Origin of the sequence: Streptomyces sp. NPDC012466 (assembly GCF_042955215.1) — a bacterium.
GTDB lineage: Bacteria > Actinomycetota > Actinomycetes > Streptomycetales > Streptomycetaceae > Streptomyces.
In genome coordinates this window covers 54720-73180 of record NZ_JBIBEQ010000016.1, presented here as the reverse complement: position 1 = coordinate 73180, position 18461 = coordinate 54720, and the positions used below count along the sequence as shown (strand labels likewise).

Genomic DNA, 18461 nt, shown 5'->3' with positions numbered 1-18461 from the left:
CCGCCGTCGGGCCTTCCCACGCCGCGCGCCCGGCGTTCTGGCAGGGTGAGTCGTATGACCACGACGACCGCCGACGAGTTCGAGATCCACCGGCGCCGGATGTTCTCGCTCGCCTACCGGCTGCTGGGCTCCGCCGAGGAGGCCGAGGACGCGGTCCAGGACGCGTACCTGCGCTTCAGCGGAGCCGACCGGGCCGGGATCGTGCAGCCGGCGGCCTGGCTCGCCAAGGTGGTCACAAACCTCTGCCTGAACCGGTTGACCTCCGCGCGGGCCCGCCGCGAGCAGTACGTCGGGACCTGGCTGCCCGAGCCGGTGGTCACCCAGGACGGCACGCTCGGGCCGCTGGAGTCGGCCGAGCAGCGGGATGCCGTGTCGATGGCGATGCTGGTGCTGCTGGAGCGGCTGACGCCGACCGAGCGGGCGGTGTACGTGCTGCGGGAGGCGTTCGGGTACGGGCATCGGGAGATCGCCGGGGTGCTGGATCTGAGCGAGGCGAACTGCCGTCAGCTGTACCGGAGGGCCGCGCAGCGGGTGGGGGAGCCGCAGGCCCGGTTCGAGCCCGCGTCCAAGCAGCAGGAGGAGCTGGTCGCGTCGTTCATCACCGCGGCCCGTGAGGGTGATCTGGCCGGGCTGGAGAAGCTGCTCGCGGCCGAGGCGACCTGGTGGAGCGACGGCGGCGGAAAGGTCACCGCGGCGCGTTGGCCGATCGAGGGCGGTCAGAGGATCGCCCAGTTCCTGGCGGGCGGGGGACCGAAGTTCGCGGCGGGCCTGGACTTCACGCCGGTGGAGGTCAACGGAGCCACCGGGCTGGCCACCTGGGCCGGCGACACCCTGGTGGGGCTGGCGGCGTTCGAGGTGCGCGACGGGCTGGTCACGGCGGTGCGGGCCGTCGTCAACCCGGAGAAGCTGGCGTTCGCGCGGCGTCAGCTCATCCGGGCGTAGGACCGCCGGGCGCGTCTGTCACATTCCGCGGGGGGTGTTCGGTCCTAGCCGGCGTGGGGCGCTCCGTCCGGGAGCGCCGGCGTCCGAAGGGACTGAACCGCATGACCACGATCCTGGTGACCGGCGGTACCGGAACGCTCGGCCGGCTCGTCGCCGAGCGGCTGCGCGCGGACGGGCACGAGGTGCGGGTGCTCAGCCGGCACAGCGAGCCGTACGCGGTCGATCTGCGCAAGGGCGGTGCCGGGCTGGAGGTGGCGGTCGCCGGTGTGGACACGATCGTGCACTGCGCGTCGTCGCAGAAGGGCGACGAGGAGGCGGCGGCGAACCTGATCAGGGCGGCACGCGGGGCACGTGTGCCCCACTTCGTGTACATCTCCATCGTCGGCGTCGACCGGGTGCCGTTCCGCTATTACAAGAGCAAGCTCGCGGTGGAGAGGCTCGTCGAGGAGTCGGGGCTCGGCTGGACCGTGCTGCGGGCCACCCAGTTCCACGACCTGCTGGTCATGCTGTTCCAGGGGCTGTCGAAGCTGCCGGTGCTGTTCCTGCCGGCCGGCCTTCGGGACCAGCCGGTCGAGGTCGCCGAGGTCGCGGACCGGCTGGCCGAGCTGGCGGCGGGTGCGCCGGCGGGGCGGGTCGAGGACATGGGCGGGCCCGAGGTGCGGACGTTCGAGTCGCTGGCCCGCGCGTATCTGAAGGCGACCGGGCGACGGCGGGCGGTGGTGCACGTGCCGCTGTGGGGGGCGGCATACCGGGGCTTCCGCAGTGGGGGGCATCTGACGCCGGACCGGGCCGTGGGCACCGGGTCCTTCGAGGAGTACCTGGCGAGGCGCTTCGGGAGCGACCGGGTGCGGGCGGGGAGCCGGCGGGGCGGAGAGGGTCGGTCCGGGGCCTAGGGCAGGGCGGGCGGCGGCGGCCGAGGGGCAGGGCGGGGAGCAGCGGCCAAGGGCGTCGGCACCAGGACGCGACGGCCAGGGCGTCACGCCCTATCAGCCCGGGAACGGCTGTGGCAGCCGCTCCCCCGGCGGGAACAGTTCCTCCTGGGCGCGGTCCCGAGCCGTGAGCAGCGCACCTCGCAGGACCGCGCCGCCGCCCAGGGTGGCCGTCCGTACCTCCGTCGGCAGCGGTGTCATCCGGGCGATGCGGTCCTGCACGCGTGCGGCGAGCTCCTCGCCGCCGGCCTGACCGACCTCACCCCCGAGCACCACGCACCCGGGGTCCAGGATCGCGACGACCGAGGCGACTCCGACGGCCAGGCGATCGGCGAGGGCGTCGAGGAAACGGCCGGCGGGGCCGGCGGGCGAGTGCTCCTCGGGGGGCCCGGCCGCCGCTCCCGCCTCCCGGACCTGAGCCACCGCCCCCCGCACCACCCCGACCGCCGCCCGCACGCCCCCGGCCTGCGACGCCTCCTGTCCCGGCTCGACCGGCACCCCGCACTCGGCAGCGAGTTCCATGACCGCAGCCGACGAGGCCAGGGAATGGAAGCCCCCCTCGCAGTCCGTCGAGGACGGCAGCGCGGTCGTGCCGGGGACGGGGAGGAAGCCGATCTCGCCGGTGCCGCCGGAGGCCCCGCGACGGAGGGCGCCGTCGAGGACCACGGCCGCTCCCGTTCCGTGGCCCAGCCACAGCAGGACGAACGTGTCCCGGTCCCGGGCCGCCCCGTCGCGCTGTTCCGCCAGCGCCGCGAGGTTCGTCTCGTTCTCGACGCTGACGCGGGCCTCGGGCAGGTGCTCCTGGAGGGTGGCGACAAGGCGGCGGTGCCACTCCGGCAGTCCGGAGGAGTCGCGCAGCTCGCCGCTGGAGGGGTCGATCAGGCCGGGCGCCCCGATCCCCACGGTGTGCAGGCGGTCGGCCCCGGCCTCCTTCACCACACGCTCGACCAGCGTGACCGCCTGTTCCACGGCGGGGCCCGTTCCCATGTCTCCGGCGATCGGCACCGACGCCTCGGCCAGTACCCGCCCCACCAGGTCCGCGACGGCCACTGCGACACCCTCGGTGCGAACGTCGAGGGCGGCCAGGTGCGCCCGGTCGGCGACGATGCCGTACACCTTCGCGTTGGGGCCGCGCCGCTGCTCCCCCGCCTCGCCGACCACCGCGATCAGACCCGCGGCGGTGAGGCGTTCGACGAGGTCGGCGACGGTCGGCCGGGACAGACCGGTCAGCTGCTTCAACTGCCCTGCCGTCAACGGGCCTTCCTGCTGGAGCAGGCGCAGGGCGAGCCGGTCGTTGATGGCCCGGGCGGTGCTCGGGGATGCGGGCATGCCGGGATCCTTCCAGATCGGCGGAGCCGTCGACCGCGGCCCGCCGGGAGACCCTCTTATTATCAGGCAGGGTTCCTGATAGTTTACGCCCGCACCAGAGGCGAGTACGGCAGAGACCTGGAGGGGGACCGCAGAATGGGCAACGTGGTCGACGAACAGCGCGAGGTGAAGCGGTCCCGGTACGCCGTGGCCGCCGTCTTCGCCGTGCACGGCGCCGTGACCGGCTCGTTCGCCACCCGCGTGCCGTGGATCCAGGATCACGCGGGCGTGAGCGCGGGCCAGTTGGGGATCGCGCTGGCCTTCCCCGCGCTCGGCGCGTCCGTGGCCATGCCGCTCGCCGGCAGCATCAGCCACCGCTTCGGCGCCCGCAACGCGCTGCGCGGACTGATCGCCCTGTGGACGCTGTCCCTGGTTCTTCCCTCCCTCGCCCCGAACCTGCTGACGCTCTGCCTGGCCCTGTTCACGTACGGCGCCACGGCGGGCATGGCGGACGTGGCGATGAACGCGCTGGGGGTGGAGGTCGAGAACCGCCTCGGCCGGTCGATCATGTCCGGGCTGCACGGCATGTGGAGCGCGGGCGCCCTGGTCGGCTCGGCGGCCGGCACGCTCGCCGCGCACCTCGGTTCGGACGCCCGGCTGCACCACGTCCTGGCCGCCGCGGTCCTCACCGTCGTCGGCGTGCTGTCCTGCCAGTGGGTGCTCGACCTGCAGCCCGCCGAGGACGAGGAGCCGCCGCCGCGGTTCGCGCTGCCGCCCCGCTCGGCGCTGCTCATCGGCGCGATCGGGTTCTGCGCGGTGTTCGCGGAGGGCGCGAGCCTGGACTGGTCGGCGGTCTATCTGCGCGAGCAGCTGGAGACCTCGGCCGGGCTCGCCGCGGCGTGCACGACGGGCTTCACGCTCACCATGGCCGTCGCGCGGCTCGCCGGCGACAAGGTCGTCGACCGCTTCGGTGCGGTGCGGACCGTGCGGACGAGCGGCGTGTTCGCCGTCCTGGGCGGGCTGCTGATCGTCGTGGCGGACCATCCGGCGGTGGCCATGAGCGGGTTCGCGCTGATGGGTCTCGGCATCGCCGTCGTCGTACCGCTGTGCTTCGCTGCGGCCGGCCGCAGCGGCGCCAACCCGAGCCTGGCCATCGCGGGCGTCGCGACCATCACGTACACCTCGGGGCTGATCGCGCCGAGCGCGATCGGCATGCTGGCCCAGGCGACCAGCCTGATGGTGTCGTTCTGCCTGGTGACGGCGCTGTCGTGCGGCCTGGTGGCGTTCGCGGGGGTGCTGCGCCCCGGCGAGCGGACGCAGATCGGGCGGCCGGACGCGGCGGTTCCGGACCCGCGGCCCTGAGCCGGCGCCGGACTGAAACGGGCCCGGCGCCGCCCCGGTCACCAGCACTCCCGGCGCACCCCGACAATGGTCCGGACACTCGCACGCACGACGAAAGCGAAACCGCACCATGGATCTCGGCGTCCGCTGGAAACTGCACGGCGACGGACGCACCCCGGCGCCCGGCGCGGTGGTCCGCCCCGACGAGCGGCTCTCCTGGCCGCGCACGGCCGGGCTCGGTGCCCAGCACGTCGTGGCCATGTTCGGGGCGTCCTTCGTGGCCCCGGTCCTGATGGGCCTGGACCCGAACCTCGCGATCATGATGTCGGGCGTCGCGACCGTCGTGTTCCTGCTCGCCACCCGCGGCAGCGTGCCCAGTTATCTGGGCTGCTCGCTCTCCTTCGTCGGCGTGGCGGCGGTCATCCGGGCGCAGGGCGGCAGCAGCGCGACCGTCACCGGCGCGGTGTTCGTCGTCGGGGGCGCGCTGTTCCTGGTGGGGCTCGCCGTGCGGCGGTTCGGGGCGCGGATCATCCACGCCGCGATGCCGCCGATCGTGACCGGCGCGGTGGTGATGCTGATCGGCTTCAACCTCGCGCCGGTGACGGCTTCGACGTACTGGCCGCAGGACCAGTGGACGGCCCTGCTGGTGATGCTGTTCACCGGTCTGGCGGTCGTCTGCCTGCGGGGCTTCTGGTCCCGGATCGCGATCTTCCTGGGGCTCGTCTTCGGGTACGGCATCTCCTGGGTCTTCGACCTCGTCTTCGGCAAGATCCACTCGGTGGACGCGAGCGGCAAGCTGACCGACCACTGGCGGCTCGACCTCTCCGGCGTGGGCCGGGCCGACTGGATCGGGCTGCCGGACCTGCACGCCCCGTCCTTCGAGTGGTCGGCGATCCTGGTCGCCCTGCCGGTCGTCATCGCGCTGGTCGCGGAGAACGCCGGGCACGTGAAGGCGGTCGGCGAGATGACCGGCGACTCGCTGGACGACAAGCTCGGCACGGCGATCGCGGCCGACGGCGTCGGCTCGATGCTGTCCACCGCGGTCGGCGGCCCGCCCAACACCACGTACTCCGAGAACATCGGCGTGATGGCCGCGACCCGCGTGTATTCGACGGCCGCCTACTGGGCCGCCGCCGGCTTCGCCCTGCTGTTCGGCATCTGCCCCAAGTTCGGCGCGGTCGTGGCGGCGATCCCGGGCGGCGTGCTCGGTGGCATCACCGTCATCCTCTACGGCATGATCGGCCTGCTCGGCGCCCAGATCTGGCTCAACGCCAAGGTGGATCTGCGCAGTCCGCTGAACCTGGTCCCCGCGGCCGCGGGCATCATCATCGGCGTGGGCAACGTCTCCATGAAGTTCACGGACACGTTCTCGCTGAGCGGCATCGCGCTGGGCACGGTGGTCGTCATCACCGGCTACCACGCCCTGCGGGCCTTCGCCCCGGCCCACTTGAAGACGCAGACGCCCCTGCTGGACGAGGGCACCTCCTCCTACGACGACGCCAAGTCGTAGGCGTAGGACGCCGTGAACGTCCCGGGCCTGCCCTTGCAGCCGTCCGACTCCCCCGGCAGTTTGATCCACAGGTAGGCGTCGATCCGGGCCTCGCCGGTGCTGAGGGTGGGTGCCCGGCCGAGTTTGCGGCCCGCCGGGTCGCACCACCGGCCGTCGGTCGGGGCGCCGTTGCCGTTGCGGCTGGTGTCGATGACGGCGCCGAGGCTCCCCGGGCCGCCGAGAGCGTCGAGGACCCGCCGGTCGTAGGCGACCTCGTCGGCGGTGGTGTGGAAGTTGGAGACGTTGCTGAAGATCCCGTCGGAGGAGGCGGGCGAGGCGGCACCGGCCTGTCTGAGCCAGGCCGCCTGCGTGCCGGGCGCGTTCCAGCCCGAGTGTCCCGCGTCGAAGTACACGCGGGCCCGGGGATTGGCCGCCTTCAGGACCCGGCCGGCCCGGGCCAGTGAAGCGAAGCGGTCCGCGCGGTCACCGGTGGAGAGGCACGCGGTCTGGGCGACCGAGTCCGGCTCCAGGACGACGATGACCTCGCCGGAGCCCAGCCCCGCGGCGAACCGGTCGATCCAGGCGTCGTATTCGTCCAGGTCGGGCGCCCCGCCCTGGGAGTAACCGCCGCAGTCCCGGCCGGGAATGGCGTACGGCACGACGACGGGCACCCGGCCCTGCACGGCCGCGCCCGAGGTCACCGCGGCCACCCGGGCGGTGACGGTCTCGGGCGAGTAGTCGGCGAACCAGACCGCCGCCGGCTGCTCGGCGATACGGGACGCGATGACCGCGTGCCGGGGGTCGCCGGCGTGGGAGCGGACCCACTCGAGCACTTGGGAGTCGGGGTGGCGGTACAGCCGCCCGGCCACGCGGGTGGTGGTGCGCTCCCGCTTCTTCTCGGTCCTCGGCGGGGTGGAGCTCCGCGTGCGGCGCGCGGACGGCGACGGCGAGGGGGAAGCGGACTCGGCCGTGGCCGACGCGGACGTCGGCGGCACGGCCGGCAGGGGCGCCGGGCGGGGCGGGGCCGACACCTCGGGGGGCCCGGCCTCGTCCGAGGCCCGCCCGTGGTCGAACGCGGCGAGGACCCCGGCGACCGCGCCGGCCGCGATCACGAGCGAGGCCGCCACGACCATCGCGCCGCGTCGGGCGGCGCGCCTGCGCTCGGCCCTGCGGGCGGCCAGGCGCTGCGCGCGCGAGCCTGACACGGTGCTGCTCCCCCTCCCCCTGCGGCGGGCGGTGTTCCCCCGTTTCGGGGAAGCCCCGGGCCCGCCGGTACGTCCGCCAGCCTAGAGCTGCGACTCTGCCCGCATGCCGCGATGCGAACAAGTCCCCCCAGCCGTGGACACTCCGGTCGACGCCGTCATCTCCCGGATGCGCGCCCTCGACGCGGCCCTGCATCCCCGGGACGGGGTGGCGGTCTTCAACCGCGTCTACCTCGCCGTGACGGAGGCGGTGGACCGGTACCTCGACACCGGGCGGTTCGCGGACGCCCACGCCGCGATCACGCTGGACGTACGGTTCGCGCAGCGGTACCTGGCGGCCGTCGAGACGGTGGCGGGCGAGCGGCGCCCGCCCGCCTGCTGGCGCCCGCTGTTCCAGTTCCGCCGCCATCCCGGGGTACGGCCGTTGCAGTTCGCGCTGGCGGGTATCAACGCGCACATCGGGCACGATCTCGCGCTGGCCGTCGTGGACACCTGCCGTACGCTCCGCTGCGCACCCGTCGATCTGGAGGACGAGTTCGACATGGTGGGTGATCTCCTCGTCTCGCTGGAGGAGCGCATCCGCGAAGATCTGATGCCGGGCCCCGACCTCTTCCGGATCGCCGACCCGCTGACCCACCTGCTCGGCTCCTGGAGCCTGGACCGCGCCCGGGACGCCGCGTGGACGGCGGCCCGGGCCCTGTGGGCCCTTCGCGAACTCCCCGATGTCGCCGAGGAGTTCACCGAACGCCTGGACACGGCGGTGGGCTTCGCGGGGCGCATGCTGCTCACCCCCCTGGCCGAGCCGGGCTTCCGGCCCTAGTCCTCCGGCAGTTCGACGGGCGCGATCTCGTCGTAGACGTCGCCCGGACCCGGGTTGGTCGGGTCGGTCGTGCCGCCGAGGTGGTGCATGACGCCCCAGACCGCGTTGAGGGCGGTCTGGATGGCGCCCTCGGCCCAGCCGGCCGTCCAGGAGATGTCGTCGCCGGCGAGGAAGATGCCGCGCTTGTCCTCGGGCAGCCGGTCCTGCATGAAGTGCGTGAACAGGCGCCGCTGGTAGCGGTAGTGGCCGGGAAGGTTGGCCTTGAACGCGCCCATGAAGTAGGGCTCGTTCTCCCAGGAGACGGTCACCGGGTTGCCGATGATGTGCTTGCGGATGTCGACCTTGGGATAGATCTCGCCGAGCGACTTCAGCATGACCTCCATCCGCTCGTTCGCGGACAGCGGCAGCCACTTCAGGCTGTCGTCGCACCAGGTGTAGGAGAGGCAGATGACGGCGGGCTTGTCCGGGCCGTCGTCGAGCAGGTAGGTACCGCGCGTCATACGGTCGGTGAGCGTCATCGACATGACGTCCCGGCCGGTCTCCTCGTCCTTGTCCAGCCAGAAGGGACGGTCGACCGGCACGAAGAGCTTGGAGCTCTCCATGTAGTGGGTGCGCTCGATGGCGGTCCAGTGGTCGATCGGGAAGAGCGAGTCGTCGCAGGCGATCTTCGACAGCAGCATCCAGGACTGGGCGGTGAAGATCGCCGCCTGGAAGGTGCGGATGTCGCCGCGGGCGTCGGTCACCGTGATGCGGTTGCCGGCGGTGCGGTGCAGCCGGGTCACGGCCGGGAGGGGCTCGCCGCCCTCGTGCAGGCTCGCGAGCGAGGTGCCGAGCGGCCAGTGGACGATCTTCTGCGGCTCGCGCTCCCACAGGCGCAGCGGCAGCTGCTGGGAGCCGCCGACGATGCCGCGGTGGTGGTCGTCCGCCTCGGTGTAGACGACGCGCAGGATCTCCAGGATGGAGTTCGGGAAGTCGGTGTCCCAGCCGCCCGTGCCGAAGCCGACCTGGCCGAAGATCTCGCGGTGCCGGAAGGACTTGAACGCCTCGGAGTCGCAGAGGAAACCGTAGAAGGTCTGGTTGTCGAGCTTCTCGACGAGCCGGGACCAGATCTCGCGGATGCGCGGCACGTCCCGCTCGCGCAGGGCGCGGTTCATGTCGGAGAAGTCGGCGCCCTCCTCCAGGCAGCGGTTCCATGCCTCGGCGACGTCCCGGTAGACCTGGGGCAGGTCGCCGATGGTCTCGGCGTAGTGCGACTCGCCCTTGAGGTCGACGACGGTCGAGGGGGTCGCCTCGGCCAGGGGGTTGGGGAACGGCCGCGTCTGCAGGCCGACGAGGTCGATGTAGTGCTGGAGGGCCGTGGAGGACGGCGGGAAGCGCATCGCGCCCATCTCGGCGGTGAGGGACTCGTCGCACCCGTCGAAGCCCACGGTGCGCAGCCGGCCGCCGATCTGGTCGGCCTCGTACACGACCGGCTTGAGGCCCATCTTCATGAGCTCGTACGCGGCGACGATGCCGGACAGGCCGCCGCCGATGACCGCGACCTCCGTGCCGTGCCGTGTCGCGGGTATCTGCCCGAGGCCCGCCGGGTGGGCGAGGAAGTCGTCGTAGGCGTACGGGAAGTCCGGGCCGAACATGGTGATCGGCGGCTGCTGCGCGTCAGCGTGCTCGACGGCGTTGGGCACGGTGGACGTCATGGGGTGCGGACTCCTTGCACAGATACGAACGGGCGGTTCAGGGGAGGTGTCAGACGAGCGGGCCGTACAGGCCGGGCCGCCGGTCGTGCAGATACGGGTTGTTCGCGCGCGACGCGGCGAGGAAGGCCGGGTCGATGTCGGCGAGTACGAGTTCCTCGCCGCGTCCGGCGCGGGTGCGGGCGATCCCGTCGGGCCCGGCGAGCGTGGACAGCCCCACGAACTCGAACTCGCCTTCCTGGCCGGCCCGGTTGACGTACGCGACGTACATCTGGTTCTCGAAGGCGCGCACCGGGATCATCGACTCGGCGACGAACTGGAACGGGTGCATCTGCGCGGTCGGGACGACCAGCAGGTCGGTGCCGGCGAGGGCGTGGGCGCGGACGTTCTCCGGGAACTCCACGTCGTAGCAGATCAGGATGCCGACCCGGAGGCCGTCGATCTCGGCCTGGACGACCGGCTGGTCGCCGGGCGTGAAGTGGTCGCGCTCGAAGCAGCCGAAGAGGTGCGTCTTGCGGTGGTTGGCGAGACGGGTGCCGTCGGCGGAGATCAGCTGGGCGGAGTTGAACACGGTGTCGCCGGCCCGCTCGGGGTAGCCGTAGGCGATCGCCAGGCCGTGGTGCGCCGCGATCTCGGCGATGGCGTCCGCGCAGTCGCCGTCGGCGGGCTCGGCGAGCCGGCCGATCTCGTCGCCGATCGCGTACCCGGTGAGGAACAGCTCGGACGTGACCAACAGTCCGGCGCCCGCGGCGGCGGCACGGCCGGCGGCCTCGTCGAGGACCTTGAGGTTCTCGACGGTGGAGCCGGGCCGGCCGGAGCTCTGGAGCAGGGCGGTGCGCATGCGTGTTCCTCACCGGGCGGAAGGGTGGTTGGTGGGGCCACATAGAGGGGCCACATAGACGGTACGGGCGGCTGACCAGGGCGGACAAGAAGGAGCCGTTGCGCGCCGGTGAACGGTTCGTTGCGTGCGCGCCGGGCCGCGCGGCGATTCGTTGCGCGCCTCGGGTAGGACCCTGCTCCTCCTGGGAGTGCAGCCGTGTGCGGCCTCCCCCCGCCGTGCGGCGGAGGCGGGGTCCCGCCCCGGGCGCGATGTCCCCTGCGCGCCGGGCCGGGAGAGTAAGGGCTGTCCACTCGACCTGCGGAAAGGAACGTCATGAAGCGCCGTACGAAGATCGTTGTGCTCGGCTCCGCGTTGCTGCTCACGGCCGGGGCGGCCTCGGCCGCGACCGCGTCGGACGCACCTCGGCAGCGGGAGGCCGCAGCGCTCACCGGCACCGCCAAGCTCCACCGCTCGGCAGGGGACGACATCACGTTCTCGTTCGACGCGCATCTGGCGGCGAGGGACACCGCCGACCCGATGAAGGCCACCGGCACCTTCGAGTTCAGCCACTATCTGAACGGCGAGGGCGCCCGGGCGAGGGCGAAGGTCGACTGCCTGGTGACCGGCGGCAAGGTGGCCGTCGTCTCCGGCGTCATCACCGAGTCCGACCTCCCGGGCGCCGAGGGCAAGCGGGTCGGTGTCACCGTGCACGACCTCGGCCGGCACGACCGGCTGGGCTACAGCTGGGCGTCCACGGGCAGCCCCGTCGAGACGAAGGAGCTGCCCACGTGTGTGAGCTCCGCCCCCTTCGAGAAGGTCGAGAAGGGGACGGGCGACTTCACGGTCGTGCCGTGGCAGCCCGAGCTCTAGCCAGCGCCAGGGCCGTCAGCAGGTAGGGAATCGCCAGTACCGCGAAGACGGTGCCGTGCGCCAGCTCCGTCCCGAGCAGCGCGTACACGCCGAACGTGGCGACCGTGGCCAGCTCGGTGCCCAGGCTCGCCACGGAGGTGAGTGTGGCCCGGCGGGACTCGTCGATGCGGTGCTGGAGACGGACGTCGGCGAGCACCTCAGCCAGCTGGAATCCCGCGAAGGCGAGGCTCACGAGGGCGACACCGGCCAGGGAACGGGCCACGGCTCCCACCGCCAGGGCGAGGGCGGCACCCGCGAGCAGCATGGCGAGCCCGGTCGTGCCGAGGCGTTCGGCCGGTCCGGTCAGCAGGCTGCCGAGGGTGACGCCCGCCCAGATCAGCATGATCAGGTAGGGCACCGCGGCCTCGGCGACGCCGAGGTCCCGGACCAGCAGGGGGGTGTACTCGTCGAGCGCGCCCCACACCGCGGCGACAGCCGGGATCAGCAGCAGGGCGCCGCGCACCGCACGGTCCCCGCGGACCTCGGCGAGTCCGGCGCGCAGGGTCGCCGACCAGCTGTCGCCGGCGCCCTCCGGCCGCGCCCGGTGCTCCGGGAACCGGGTCGCGGTGAGGGCGGTCAGCACACAGGCCACGACGCTGGCGGCACCGACCGCCCCGTAGCCGCCCCGGGCGAAGACGGGCCCCGCGAGGCCGAGGGAGGCCACGGTGCCCAGCAGGCGTGCGGCCCGGGCCCGGCCCATGACCCGCGCGTACCGGCCGGCGGCATCGAGCCGGTCCAGTTCGTCGTAGACCAGCGCTTCCAGCGCGCCGGAGCCGAGGGCCCCGCCCGCGCCCCACAGGACGAAGCCGGCCGCGAAGGCCCCGTACGACGGGAGGACCACCCACAGCGCGAAGCCGGCGGCAGTCAGCAGCGGGCCGATCCACAGCAGCCTGCGACGCGACACGGCGTCGGCCCAGGCGCCGGAGGGGACCTCCAGCACCACGCCGGTGACCGACCACAGGGCGAACAGGGAGGAGATCTGCCAGAGCGACATGCCGGTGTCGGCGAACAGCAGCGCGTACACCGGGTAGAGCAGGACGAAGTCGTCGAGGAACGCGTATCCGTACAGCGTGGTCGTCAGCCGCCGGACACCGGTGGCGGGCACGCGGGCGGGTGAGAGTGTCATGAGGCCTTCCCGGGGAGACGGATCGGACGCCGGAGGTACGGCGGCCGAGGCGGTCCTCGGGAGGCACGGCTGGTGGATCAATGTCGCCAGGTCATGGCACCGATGCTAGGCCCGGCATGCGGATCGGGCCACGGACTTACGTGGGCGACCCGGAGGAGAAGCGGCGCAGCAGCGGCGAGAGCACGAGTACGGACTTGGTCCGCTCGACGAACGGCTCCCCGGCGATCCGCTCCAGGACCCGCTCGAAGTGGCGCATGTCGGAGGCGAAGACCTGGGCGATCGCGTCCGCGTCCCCGGTGACGGTGGACGCGGCCACGACCTCCTGGTAGCGCTCCAGGCCCCGCTGGATGGTCTCCGGGGAGGTGTTCCCCCGGCAGTAGATCTCGACGAACCCCTCGGTCTCCCAGCCGAGGGCGCCCGGGTCCACCCGCACCGTGAAACCGGTGATGGCCCCGGTGGCCCGGAGCCGGTCCACGCGCCGCTTGACGGCGGGCGCGGACAGGCCGACGAGTTGGCCGATGTCGGCGTAGGAGCGGCGGGCGTCCTCGGCGAGGGCGTGCACGATGCGTTCGTCGAGATCGTTCAGCACAGTGGGTTGATCACTTTTCGGATGGCGCGAGTCGGGAACGGCGGTAGCCGTACACGAAGTAGAACACGAGCCCGGCGGCCATCCAGACACCGAAGACCACCCAGGTCACGGTCGACAGGCTGCCCATCATCCAGAGGCAGAAGGCGAGGCCCAGCGCGGGCAGGACCGGGGAGAGCGGCACCCGGAAGGTGCGGGGCATGTCCGGCTTGGTGCGGCGCAGCACCACGACGGCCACGTTGACGAGCGCGAAGGCGAACAGGGTGCCGATGCTGGTGGCGTCGGCGAGCTGCCCGAGGGGGATCGCGGCGGCCAGGACACCGCAGAACAGGGAGACGATCAGGGTGTTGGCGCGGGGCGCGCCGGTCTTCGGGTGGACCTTGGCGAACACCTTCGGCACGAGACCGTCGCGGGACATGGCGAACAGGATGCGGGTCTGGCCGTACAGCACGGTCAGCACCACGCTCGCGATGGCGATGACGGCGCAGAACGCCAGCAGCGTGCCCCAGAAGGTCTGGCCGGTGACCTCGCGCATGATCTGGGCGAGGGCGGCCTCGGAGTCGGTGAAGTTCTTCCAGGGCTTGGCGCCGACCGCAACGGCCGCCACGAGGACGTACAGCGCGGTGACGATGACCAGCGACAGCATGATCGCCCGGGGCAGGTCGCGCTGGGCGTCCTTGGCCTCCTCGCCGGCGGTGGAGGCGGCGTCGAAGCCGATGTAGGAGAAGAACAGCGTGGCGCCGGCCGCGCTGACGCCGGCCATGCCGAGCGGCATGAAGTTCTCGTAGTTGCCGGAGCGGAAGCCCTGGACGCCGATGGCGCAGAACAGCACCAGCGCGGCGATCTTCACGACGACCATGACGGTGTTGGCGCGGGCGGACTCGCGGGCGCCGCCCAGCAGGAACGCCATGGCGAGCAGCACGACGATCAGCGCCGGGAGGTTGAACACGCCGCCGTCGCCGGGCGGGGCGGACAGGGCGGCCGGGATGGTGACGCCGATGGTCCCGTCGAGCAGTTCGTTGAGGTACTCGCCCCAGCCGACGGCGACGGCGGCGACCGACACGCCGTACTCCAGGACCAGGCACCAGCCGCATATCCAGGCGACCAGCTCACCCATCGTTGCGTACGCATACGAGTACGAGGAGCCCGCGACGGGGATGGTGCCCGCGAGTTCGGCGTAGGACAGGGCCGAGAACAGGGCGGTGAGGCCGGCGATGACGAAGGAGAGGGTGACGGCCGGGCCCGCCTTGGGGACGGCCTCGCCGAGGACGACGAAGATGCCGGTGCCGAGGGTGGCACCGATGCTGATCATGGTCAGCTGCCACAGCCCGAGGGTGCGGCGCAGTGCCCCTCCCTCGCCCTGGCCACCCTCGGCGACCAGGCGTTCCACGGGCTTGCGCCGTATGAGGCGCGTGCCGATGCCGGGGGGCGCGGAAGCGGCTGTCCGGCCTGGGTTCTGCGGGGGTGCGCCTTGGTCGAGCACGCGCTGGCTCCTTTTCGCTGCCGGTCAGGGCGGCAGGGACCGGGGGCGCCCTTGAGCAGGGACCCACCGAGCGGAGTCCCCGCCACGCCACGTACGAGGCGACAGCCTACGAGCAACGACGTTGCTGTCGAAATGCAGCAACCTTGCGCATACCCGCAAGATCATTGCGTTCCCGTGGACTCGGTGGGTGTTCGTTGCAGGACGGCTGTGGAGTGTTGCACCGGAGCGGTCGGAGCGCCTTGACCAGGAACAGGCAGGGATCGGCCGGCTCCTGCCTCACGCCGACGGAGTCCAGGTGGGCCCAGCGATCGACGCAGGCCGCGGTGGGCACGTATCCGAGCCGGGCGTAGAGCGCCGCCGCGAGGGGGTTGTCGTCCCCGACGCCGAGGCCCATCACCACGATCGGCGCTCGCGCGCCAGCCGTTCGGCGGTGTGCACCAGGGCGGTGCCGACGCCCTGGGAGCGGAGCGACGCGGGCCGGACGAAGAGGCCGTCTCCGGGCACCCCGGCTGCGCGGCCCGTACCTCGGCCGCCTCGCACGCGGTCCAGCGGACCTCCGCGTGGCCCACGTGCCTGCCCTCCAGCCACGGGATCAGGTGGGTGCTGTCCCCGGCCCGCTGCCGCGCGAAGCGGGCGGCGCGGCTGCCGTCGGCACTGTGCGACGGCATGCAGCGCTCCAGCGCCTCGACGTCCTCGCCTGTGCACTCGGCGATCTCCATGCGCCGACGGTAGAGCCGGGGCATGCGACACGGCCCCCGAATCCGCGCGGGGCGGTTCGACGGGGGCCGTTCGAAGGGACGTCGGGACCGTCAGTTCCAGCTGGCGTGCAGCGGCTTGCCCTCGGCGTAGCCGGCGGCGCTCTGGATGCCGACGATGGCCTTCTCGGCGAACTCCTCCAGGGAACCGGCACCGGCATAGGTGCAGGAGGAGCGGACGCCCGCGATGATCGAGTCGATCAGGTCCTCGACGCCCGGGCGGGCCGGGTCGAGGAACATGCGGGAGGTGGAGATGCCCTCCTCGAACAGCGCCTTGCGGGCCCGGTCGTACGCCGACTCCTCGGAGGTGCGGTTGCGCACGGCACGGGCGGACGCCATGCCGAAGGACTCCTTGTAGGCGCGCCCCTGGGCGTCGTGCTGGAGGTCGCCCGGGGACTCGTAGGTGCCCGCGAACCAGGAGCCGACCATCACGTTGGACGCGCCGGCCGCGAGGGCCATGGCCACATCGCGCGGGTGGCGGACGCCGCCGTCGGCCCACACGTGCTTGCCGTACTTCTTCGCCTCGGCGGCGCACTCCAGGACGGCGGAGAACTGCGGCCGGCCCACGCCGGTCATCATGCGCGTGGTGCACATGGCGCCGGGGCCGACACCGACCTTGACGATGTCCGCGCCCGCCTCGATCAGGTCGCGCACGCCCGCGGCGGCGACCACGTTGCCCGCGACGACCGGCACCTGCGGGTCGAGGTCGCGCACCAGCTTCAGGGCGCTGATCATCGACTCCTGGTGGCCGTGCGCGGTGTCGATGACGAGCGCGTCGACCCCCGCGTCCAGCAGCTGCTGCGCCTTGCCCGCGACGTCGCCGTTGATGCCGACGGCGGCGGCGATGCGCAGCCGCCCCCGGGCGTCGGTGGCGGGCGTGTAGAGCGTGGCGCGCAGGGCGCCCTTGCGGGTCAGGATGCCGGCGAGCGTGCCGTCCGGGTGGACCGCGGGGGCGTAGCGGCGGTTGGCGTGGTCGAGGGTGTCGAAGGCCTCGCCCGGGTCCTTGTCCGCGTCGATGAGCAGCAGGTCCCGGGACATGACCTCGGCGAGCTGCGTGAAGCGGTCGACGCCAGAGAGGTCGGAGTCGGTGACCACGCCGATGGGCTTGTGGTTCTCGTCGACGACGACACCGGCGTCGTGCGCCCGCTTGGGCAGCAGTCCCAGCGCGTCAGCGACGGTCTGGTGCGGGGACAGGATGATCGGGGTGTCCAGCACCAGATGGCGGCTCTTCACCCAGGAGACGACCTCGGTGACCACCTCGATCGGGATGTCCTGGGGTATCACCACGAGGCCGCCGCGGCGGGCCACGGTCTCGGCCATGCGGCGGCCGGCGATGGCGGTCATGTTGGCGACGACGAGCGGGATGGTGGTGCCCGTGCCGTCCGGGGAGCTGAGGTCGACGGCCTGCCGGGAGCCCACCGAGGAGCGGCTCGGCACCATGAAGACGTCGTCGTACGTCAGGTCGTACCCGGGCTGGATGTCATTGAGGAAACGCACGTGCTGCACATCCCAGTCGATCAGAGGTGACCCCCCGTACCGGTCGGCCAGGGGGAAAGAGCACGTACTTCATTCTCCCATGCCGGACACCCCGACGACCCCCGGCGGATCATCCAGGCTGGTCAGGGAGCCTCTCGGAGGATTCTCCAAGGCCGAGGGTCACGAACAGTCCCGGGCCACGGTCCGTCGCCTCGGCGAAGATCTCCTCGGCGACCTGCCACTCGTCGGGTTGCGTCTCGGCGTAGGTCCGCCAGCCCCGGACGACGACCAGCAGCCCCCGCTCTCCGGCCTCCTCGGGCCAGAGGGCGGGGTCGGCCAGGCAGTCGGCGAGGGCGTCCCAGTTGCGTCCGAACCAGTCGGGCAGGGCGAGGTCACGGGCGCAGCGGTCCATGAGGCCCGCCTTGTCCGTGACCCCGTCGAGATCCAGGACGAGCACGATCCGGCCCGCCGGGTCGTGCACTCCGTGCGCCTGGCCGGCCACCCGTCAGACCCCGTCCGGGTCGGACCTGTTGAGCGCGGACTTGGGCGCCGGTCCGGCCGTCATCAGGTAGTCCGCGGCCGAGGTGTCCGTCACCAGGCTGGTGACGAGCCCTGACCGCAGCACCGCGTCGATCGCGGGTCCCTTGCGCTGCCCGCCCGCGATCGCCACGACCTCGGGGATGCGGCGCAGCTGGTCGGCCTTCACCGTGATGCACCGCTCGCCCAGGTCCCGGCCGACCCGGCGGCCCTCGGCGTCGAAGAGGTGCGCGGACATCTCGGCGGCGACACCGAGGGAGGCGTAGTGCGCGCGCTCCTCGTCGCTGAGCATGTCGTGCACCGTGGAGATGCCCGGCTCCCAGGAACCGATGGAGACGCAGGCGACGGTGACCTTGTCGAAGTGCTCGAAGGCCCGGGCGATGCCCGTCTGGTTGCGCAGCGCCGCGGCCGTGGCCGCGTCGGGCAGCAGCATGGGCGCGTAGATGGGGTGGGCGTCTCCGCCGGCCACCTGGGCGGCGCGGCGTACGGCCTCGACCGAGCCGCGCTCGGCGGTCCCGGCGTCGTACACGCCGGTCAGCTGCACCACCGTGCACGGCGGCAGCCGGTCGAGCGCCGCCGCCATGTGGATGGTCGAGCGGCCCCAGGCCAGGCCCAGCACATCACCTTCGTCGACCAGTTCGCCGAGCAGGTCGGCGGCCACCTCTCCCAGGTTCTCGGGATCGGGCGACTCCTCGGCCTCGGCCGGGGACTCGACCACGACAGCGTGCCGCAGGCCGTAGCGGGCGCGGAGCGCGTCCGAGCGCTCGGCGTCCAGCTCGGCGGGCACACGGATCTCGATACGGACGAGATCCCGTTCGAGGGCGGTCTCCAGGACCCGGGCCACCTTGAAGCGGCTGACGCCGAACTCCTCCGCGATCTGGATCTTGGACTTGCCCTCCAGGTAGAAGCGGCGGGCCATGGCCGCCGCCTGCACCAGCTCAGCGGGTCCCATCCGCATGGCTGACCGGCCCGCCGACATACCCGACACGGCGTTCTCCTCACTGCTGTTCACACTCTGGATTCGCCGTTCATCCTTGCAGATCCGGC

16 protein-coding genes are annotated in these 18461 nt (G+C 72.5%); 6 read left to right on the top strand and 10 right to left on the bottom strand.

The genetic code is table 11. The annotated features are described in order from the left end of the window. Positions 1 to 54 precede the first annotated feature (54 nt). A complete protein-coding gene (locus ACFY9E_RS38295) occupies positions 55 to 942 on the top strand; it encodes an RNA polymerase sigma-70 factor (RefSeq protein WP_390992849.1) in 888 nt (295 codons plus the stop codon). A gap of 101 nt (positions 943 to 1043) precedes the next feature. After that, positions 1044 to 1835 (top strand): NAD(P)H-binding protein, encoded by a 792-nt coding sequence (locus ACFY9E_RS38290; protein ID WP_390992846.1) that lies wholly within the window; start codon positions 1044 to 1046, stop codon positions 1833 to 1835. A 93-nt stretch (positions 1836 to 1928) separates the two neighbouring features. Here ACFY9E_RS38290 and ACFY9E_RS38285 read toward each other — a convergent pair whose 3' ends face one another. Beyond that, positions 1929 to 3200, bottom strand: coding sequence for an ROK family protein (locus tag ACFY9E_RS38285; protein ID WP_390992843.1), 1272 nt, complete (start codon positions 3198 to 3200; stop codon positions 1929 to 1931). A gap of 135 nt (positions 3201 to 3335) precedes the next feature. Here ACFY9E_RS38285 and ACFY9E_RS38280 point away from each other — a divergent pair, with 135 nt between their 5' ends. Further along, positions 3336 to 4541 carry an MFS transporter gene (locus ACFY9E_RS38280; RefSeq protein ID WP_390992840.1) on the top strand — a complete coding sequence of 402 codons (1206 nt, stop codon included), beginning with the start codon at positions 3336 to 3338 and terminating at the stop codon, positions 4539 to 4541. A 109-nt stretch (positions 4542 to 4650) separates the two neighbouring features. Continuing rightward, on the top strand, positions 4651 to 6030 hold the full coding sequence (locus ACFY9E_RS38275; protein WP_390992837.1) for a solute carrier family 23 protein: 1380 nt from the start codon (positions 4651 to 4653) through the stop codon (positions 6028 to 6030). Here the strand turns inward: ACFY9E_RS38275 and ACFY9E_RS38270 are convergent. Continuing rightward, complete coding sequence (locus ACFY9E_RS38270; RefSeq protein WP_390992984.1) at positions 6009 to 7142, bottom strand: glycoside hydrolase family 6 protein; 1134 nt, start codon at positions 7140 to 7142, stop codon at positions 6009 to 6011. The genes ACFY9E_RS38275 and ACFY9E_RS38270 overlap by 22 nt on opposite strands. 175 nt (positions 7143 to 7317) lie before the next feature. Between ACFY9E_RS38270 and ACFY9E_RS38265 the strand changes: the two genes are divergently transcribed. Further along, positions 7318 to 8031: a DUF5995 family protein gene (locus ACFY9E_RS38265; protein ID WP_390992834.1), complete on the top strand. Its 714-nt coding sequence runs from the start codon at positions 7318 to 7320 to the stop codon at positions 8029 to 8031. Here the strand turns inward: ACFY9E_RS38265 and ACFY9E_RS38260 are convergent. Together ACFY9E_RS38260 and ACFY9E_RS38255 are read right to left on the bottom strand one after the other, a co-directional pair. Further along, entirely contained in the window at positions 8028 to 9725 is a 1698-nt protein-coding gene (locus ACFY9E_RS38260) for an FAD-dependent oxidoreductase (RefSeq protein ID WP_390992831.1), read from the bottom strand. The two genes, ACFY9E_RS38265 and ACFY9E_RS38260, sit on opposite strands and share 4 nt — an antisense overlap. 49 nt (positions 9726 to 9774) lie before the next feature. Beyond that, positions 9775 to 10563, bottom strand: a complete 789-nt coding sequence (locus ACFY9E_RS38255; protein ID WP_390992828.1) for a nitrilase-related carbon-nitrogen hydrolase — start codon at positions 10561 to 10563, stop codon at positions 9775 to 9777. A 312-nt stretch (positions 10564 to 10875) separates the two neighbouring features. Here ACFY9E_RS38255 and ACFY9E_RS38250 point away from each other — a divergent pair, with 312 nt between their 5' ends. Next, positions 10876 to 11412, top strand: coding sequence for a Repetin (locus ACFY9E_RS38250; RefSeq protein ID WP_390992826.1), 537 nt, complete (start codon positions 10876 to 10878; stop codon positions 11410 to 11412). Here ACFY9E_RS38250 and ACFY9E_RS38245 read toward each other — a convergent pair. The 6 genes from ACFY9E_RS38245 to ACFY9E_RS38220 all read right to left on the bottom strand — a co-directional run bounded on the left by ACFY9E_RS38245 (position 11381) and on the right by ACFY9E_RS38220 (position 18426). Continuing rightward, positions 11381 to 12577, bottom strand: a complete 1197-nt coding sequence (locus tag ACFY9E_RS38245; RefSeq protein WP_390992823.1) for an MFS transporter — start codon at positions 12575 to 12577, stop codon at positions 11381 to 11383. The genes ACFY9E_RS38250 and ACFY9E_RS38245 overlap by 32 nt on opposite strands. Before the next feature lie 136 nt (positions 12578 to 12713). After that, positions 12714 to 13166 (bottom strand): Lrp/AsnC family transcriptional regulator, encoded by a 453-nt coding sequence (locus ACFY9E_RS38240; protein ID WP_053668336.1) that lies wholly within the window; start codon positions 13164 to 13166, stop codon positions 12714 to 12716. Positions 13167 to 13176: 10 nt separating this feature from the next. Then, on the bottom strand, positions 13177 to 14646 hold the full coding sequence (locus ACFY9E_RS38235) for an amino acid transporter (RefSeq protein WP_390992819.1): 1470 nt from the start codon (positions 14644 to 14646) through the stop codon (positions 13177 to 13179). 809 nt (positions 14647 to 15455) lie between these two features. Then, positions 15456 to 16898, bottom strand: coding sequence for a GuaB1 family IMP dehydrogenase-related protein (locus tag ACFY9E_RS38230; protein WP_390992816.1), 1443 nt, complete (start codon positions 16896 to 16898; stop codon positions 15456 to 15458). A gap of 109 nt (positions 16899 to 17007) precedes the next feature. Next, complete coding sequence (locus ACFY9E_RS38225; protein ID WP_390992813.1) at positions 17008 to 17379, bottom strand: barstar family protein; 372 nt, start codon at positions 17377 to 17379, stop codon at positions 17008 to 17010. Positions 17380 to 17382: 3 nt separating this feature from the next. Then, positions 17383 to 18426 carry a sugar-binding domain-containing protein gene (locus tag ACFY9E_RS38220; RefSeq protein ID WP_390992811.1) on the bottom strand — a complete coding sequence of 348 codons (1044 nt, stop codon included), beginning with the start codon at positions 18424 to 18426 and terminating at the stop codon, positions 17383 to 17385. Between the last annotated feature and the right edge of the window lie 35 nt (positions 18427 to 18461).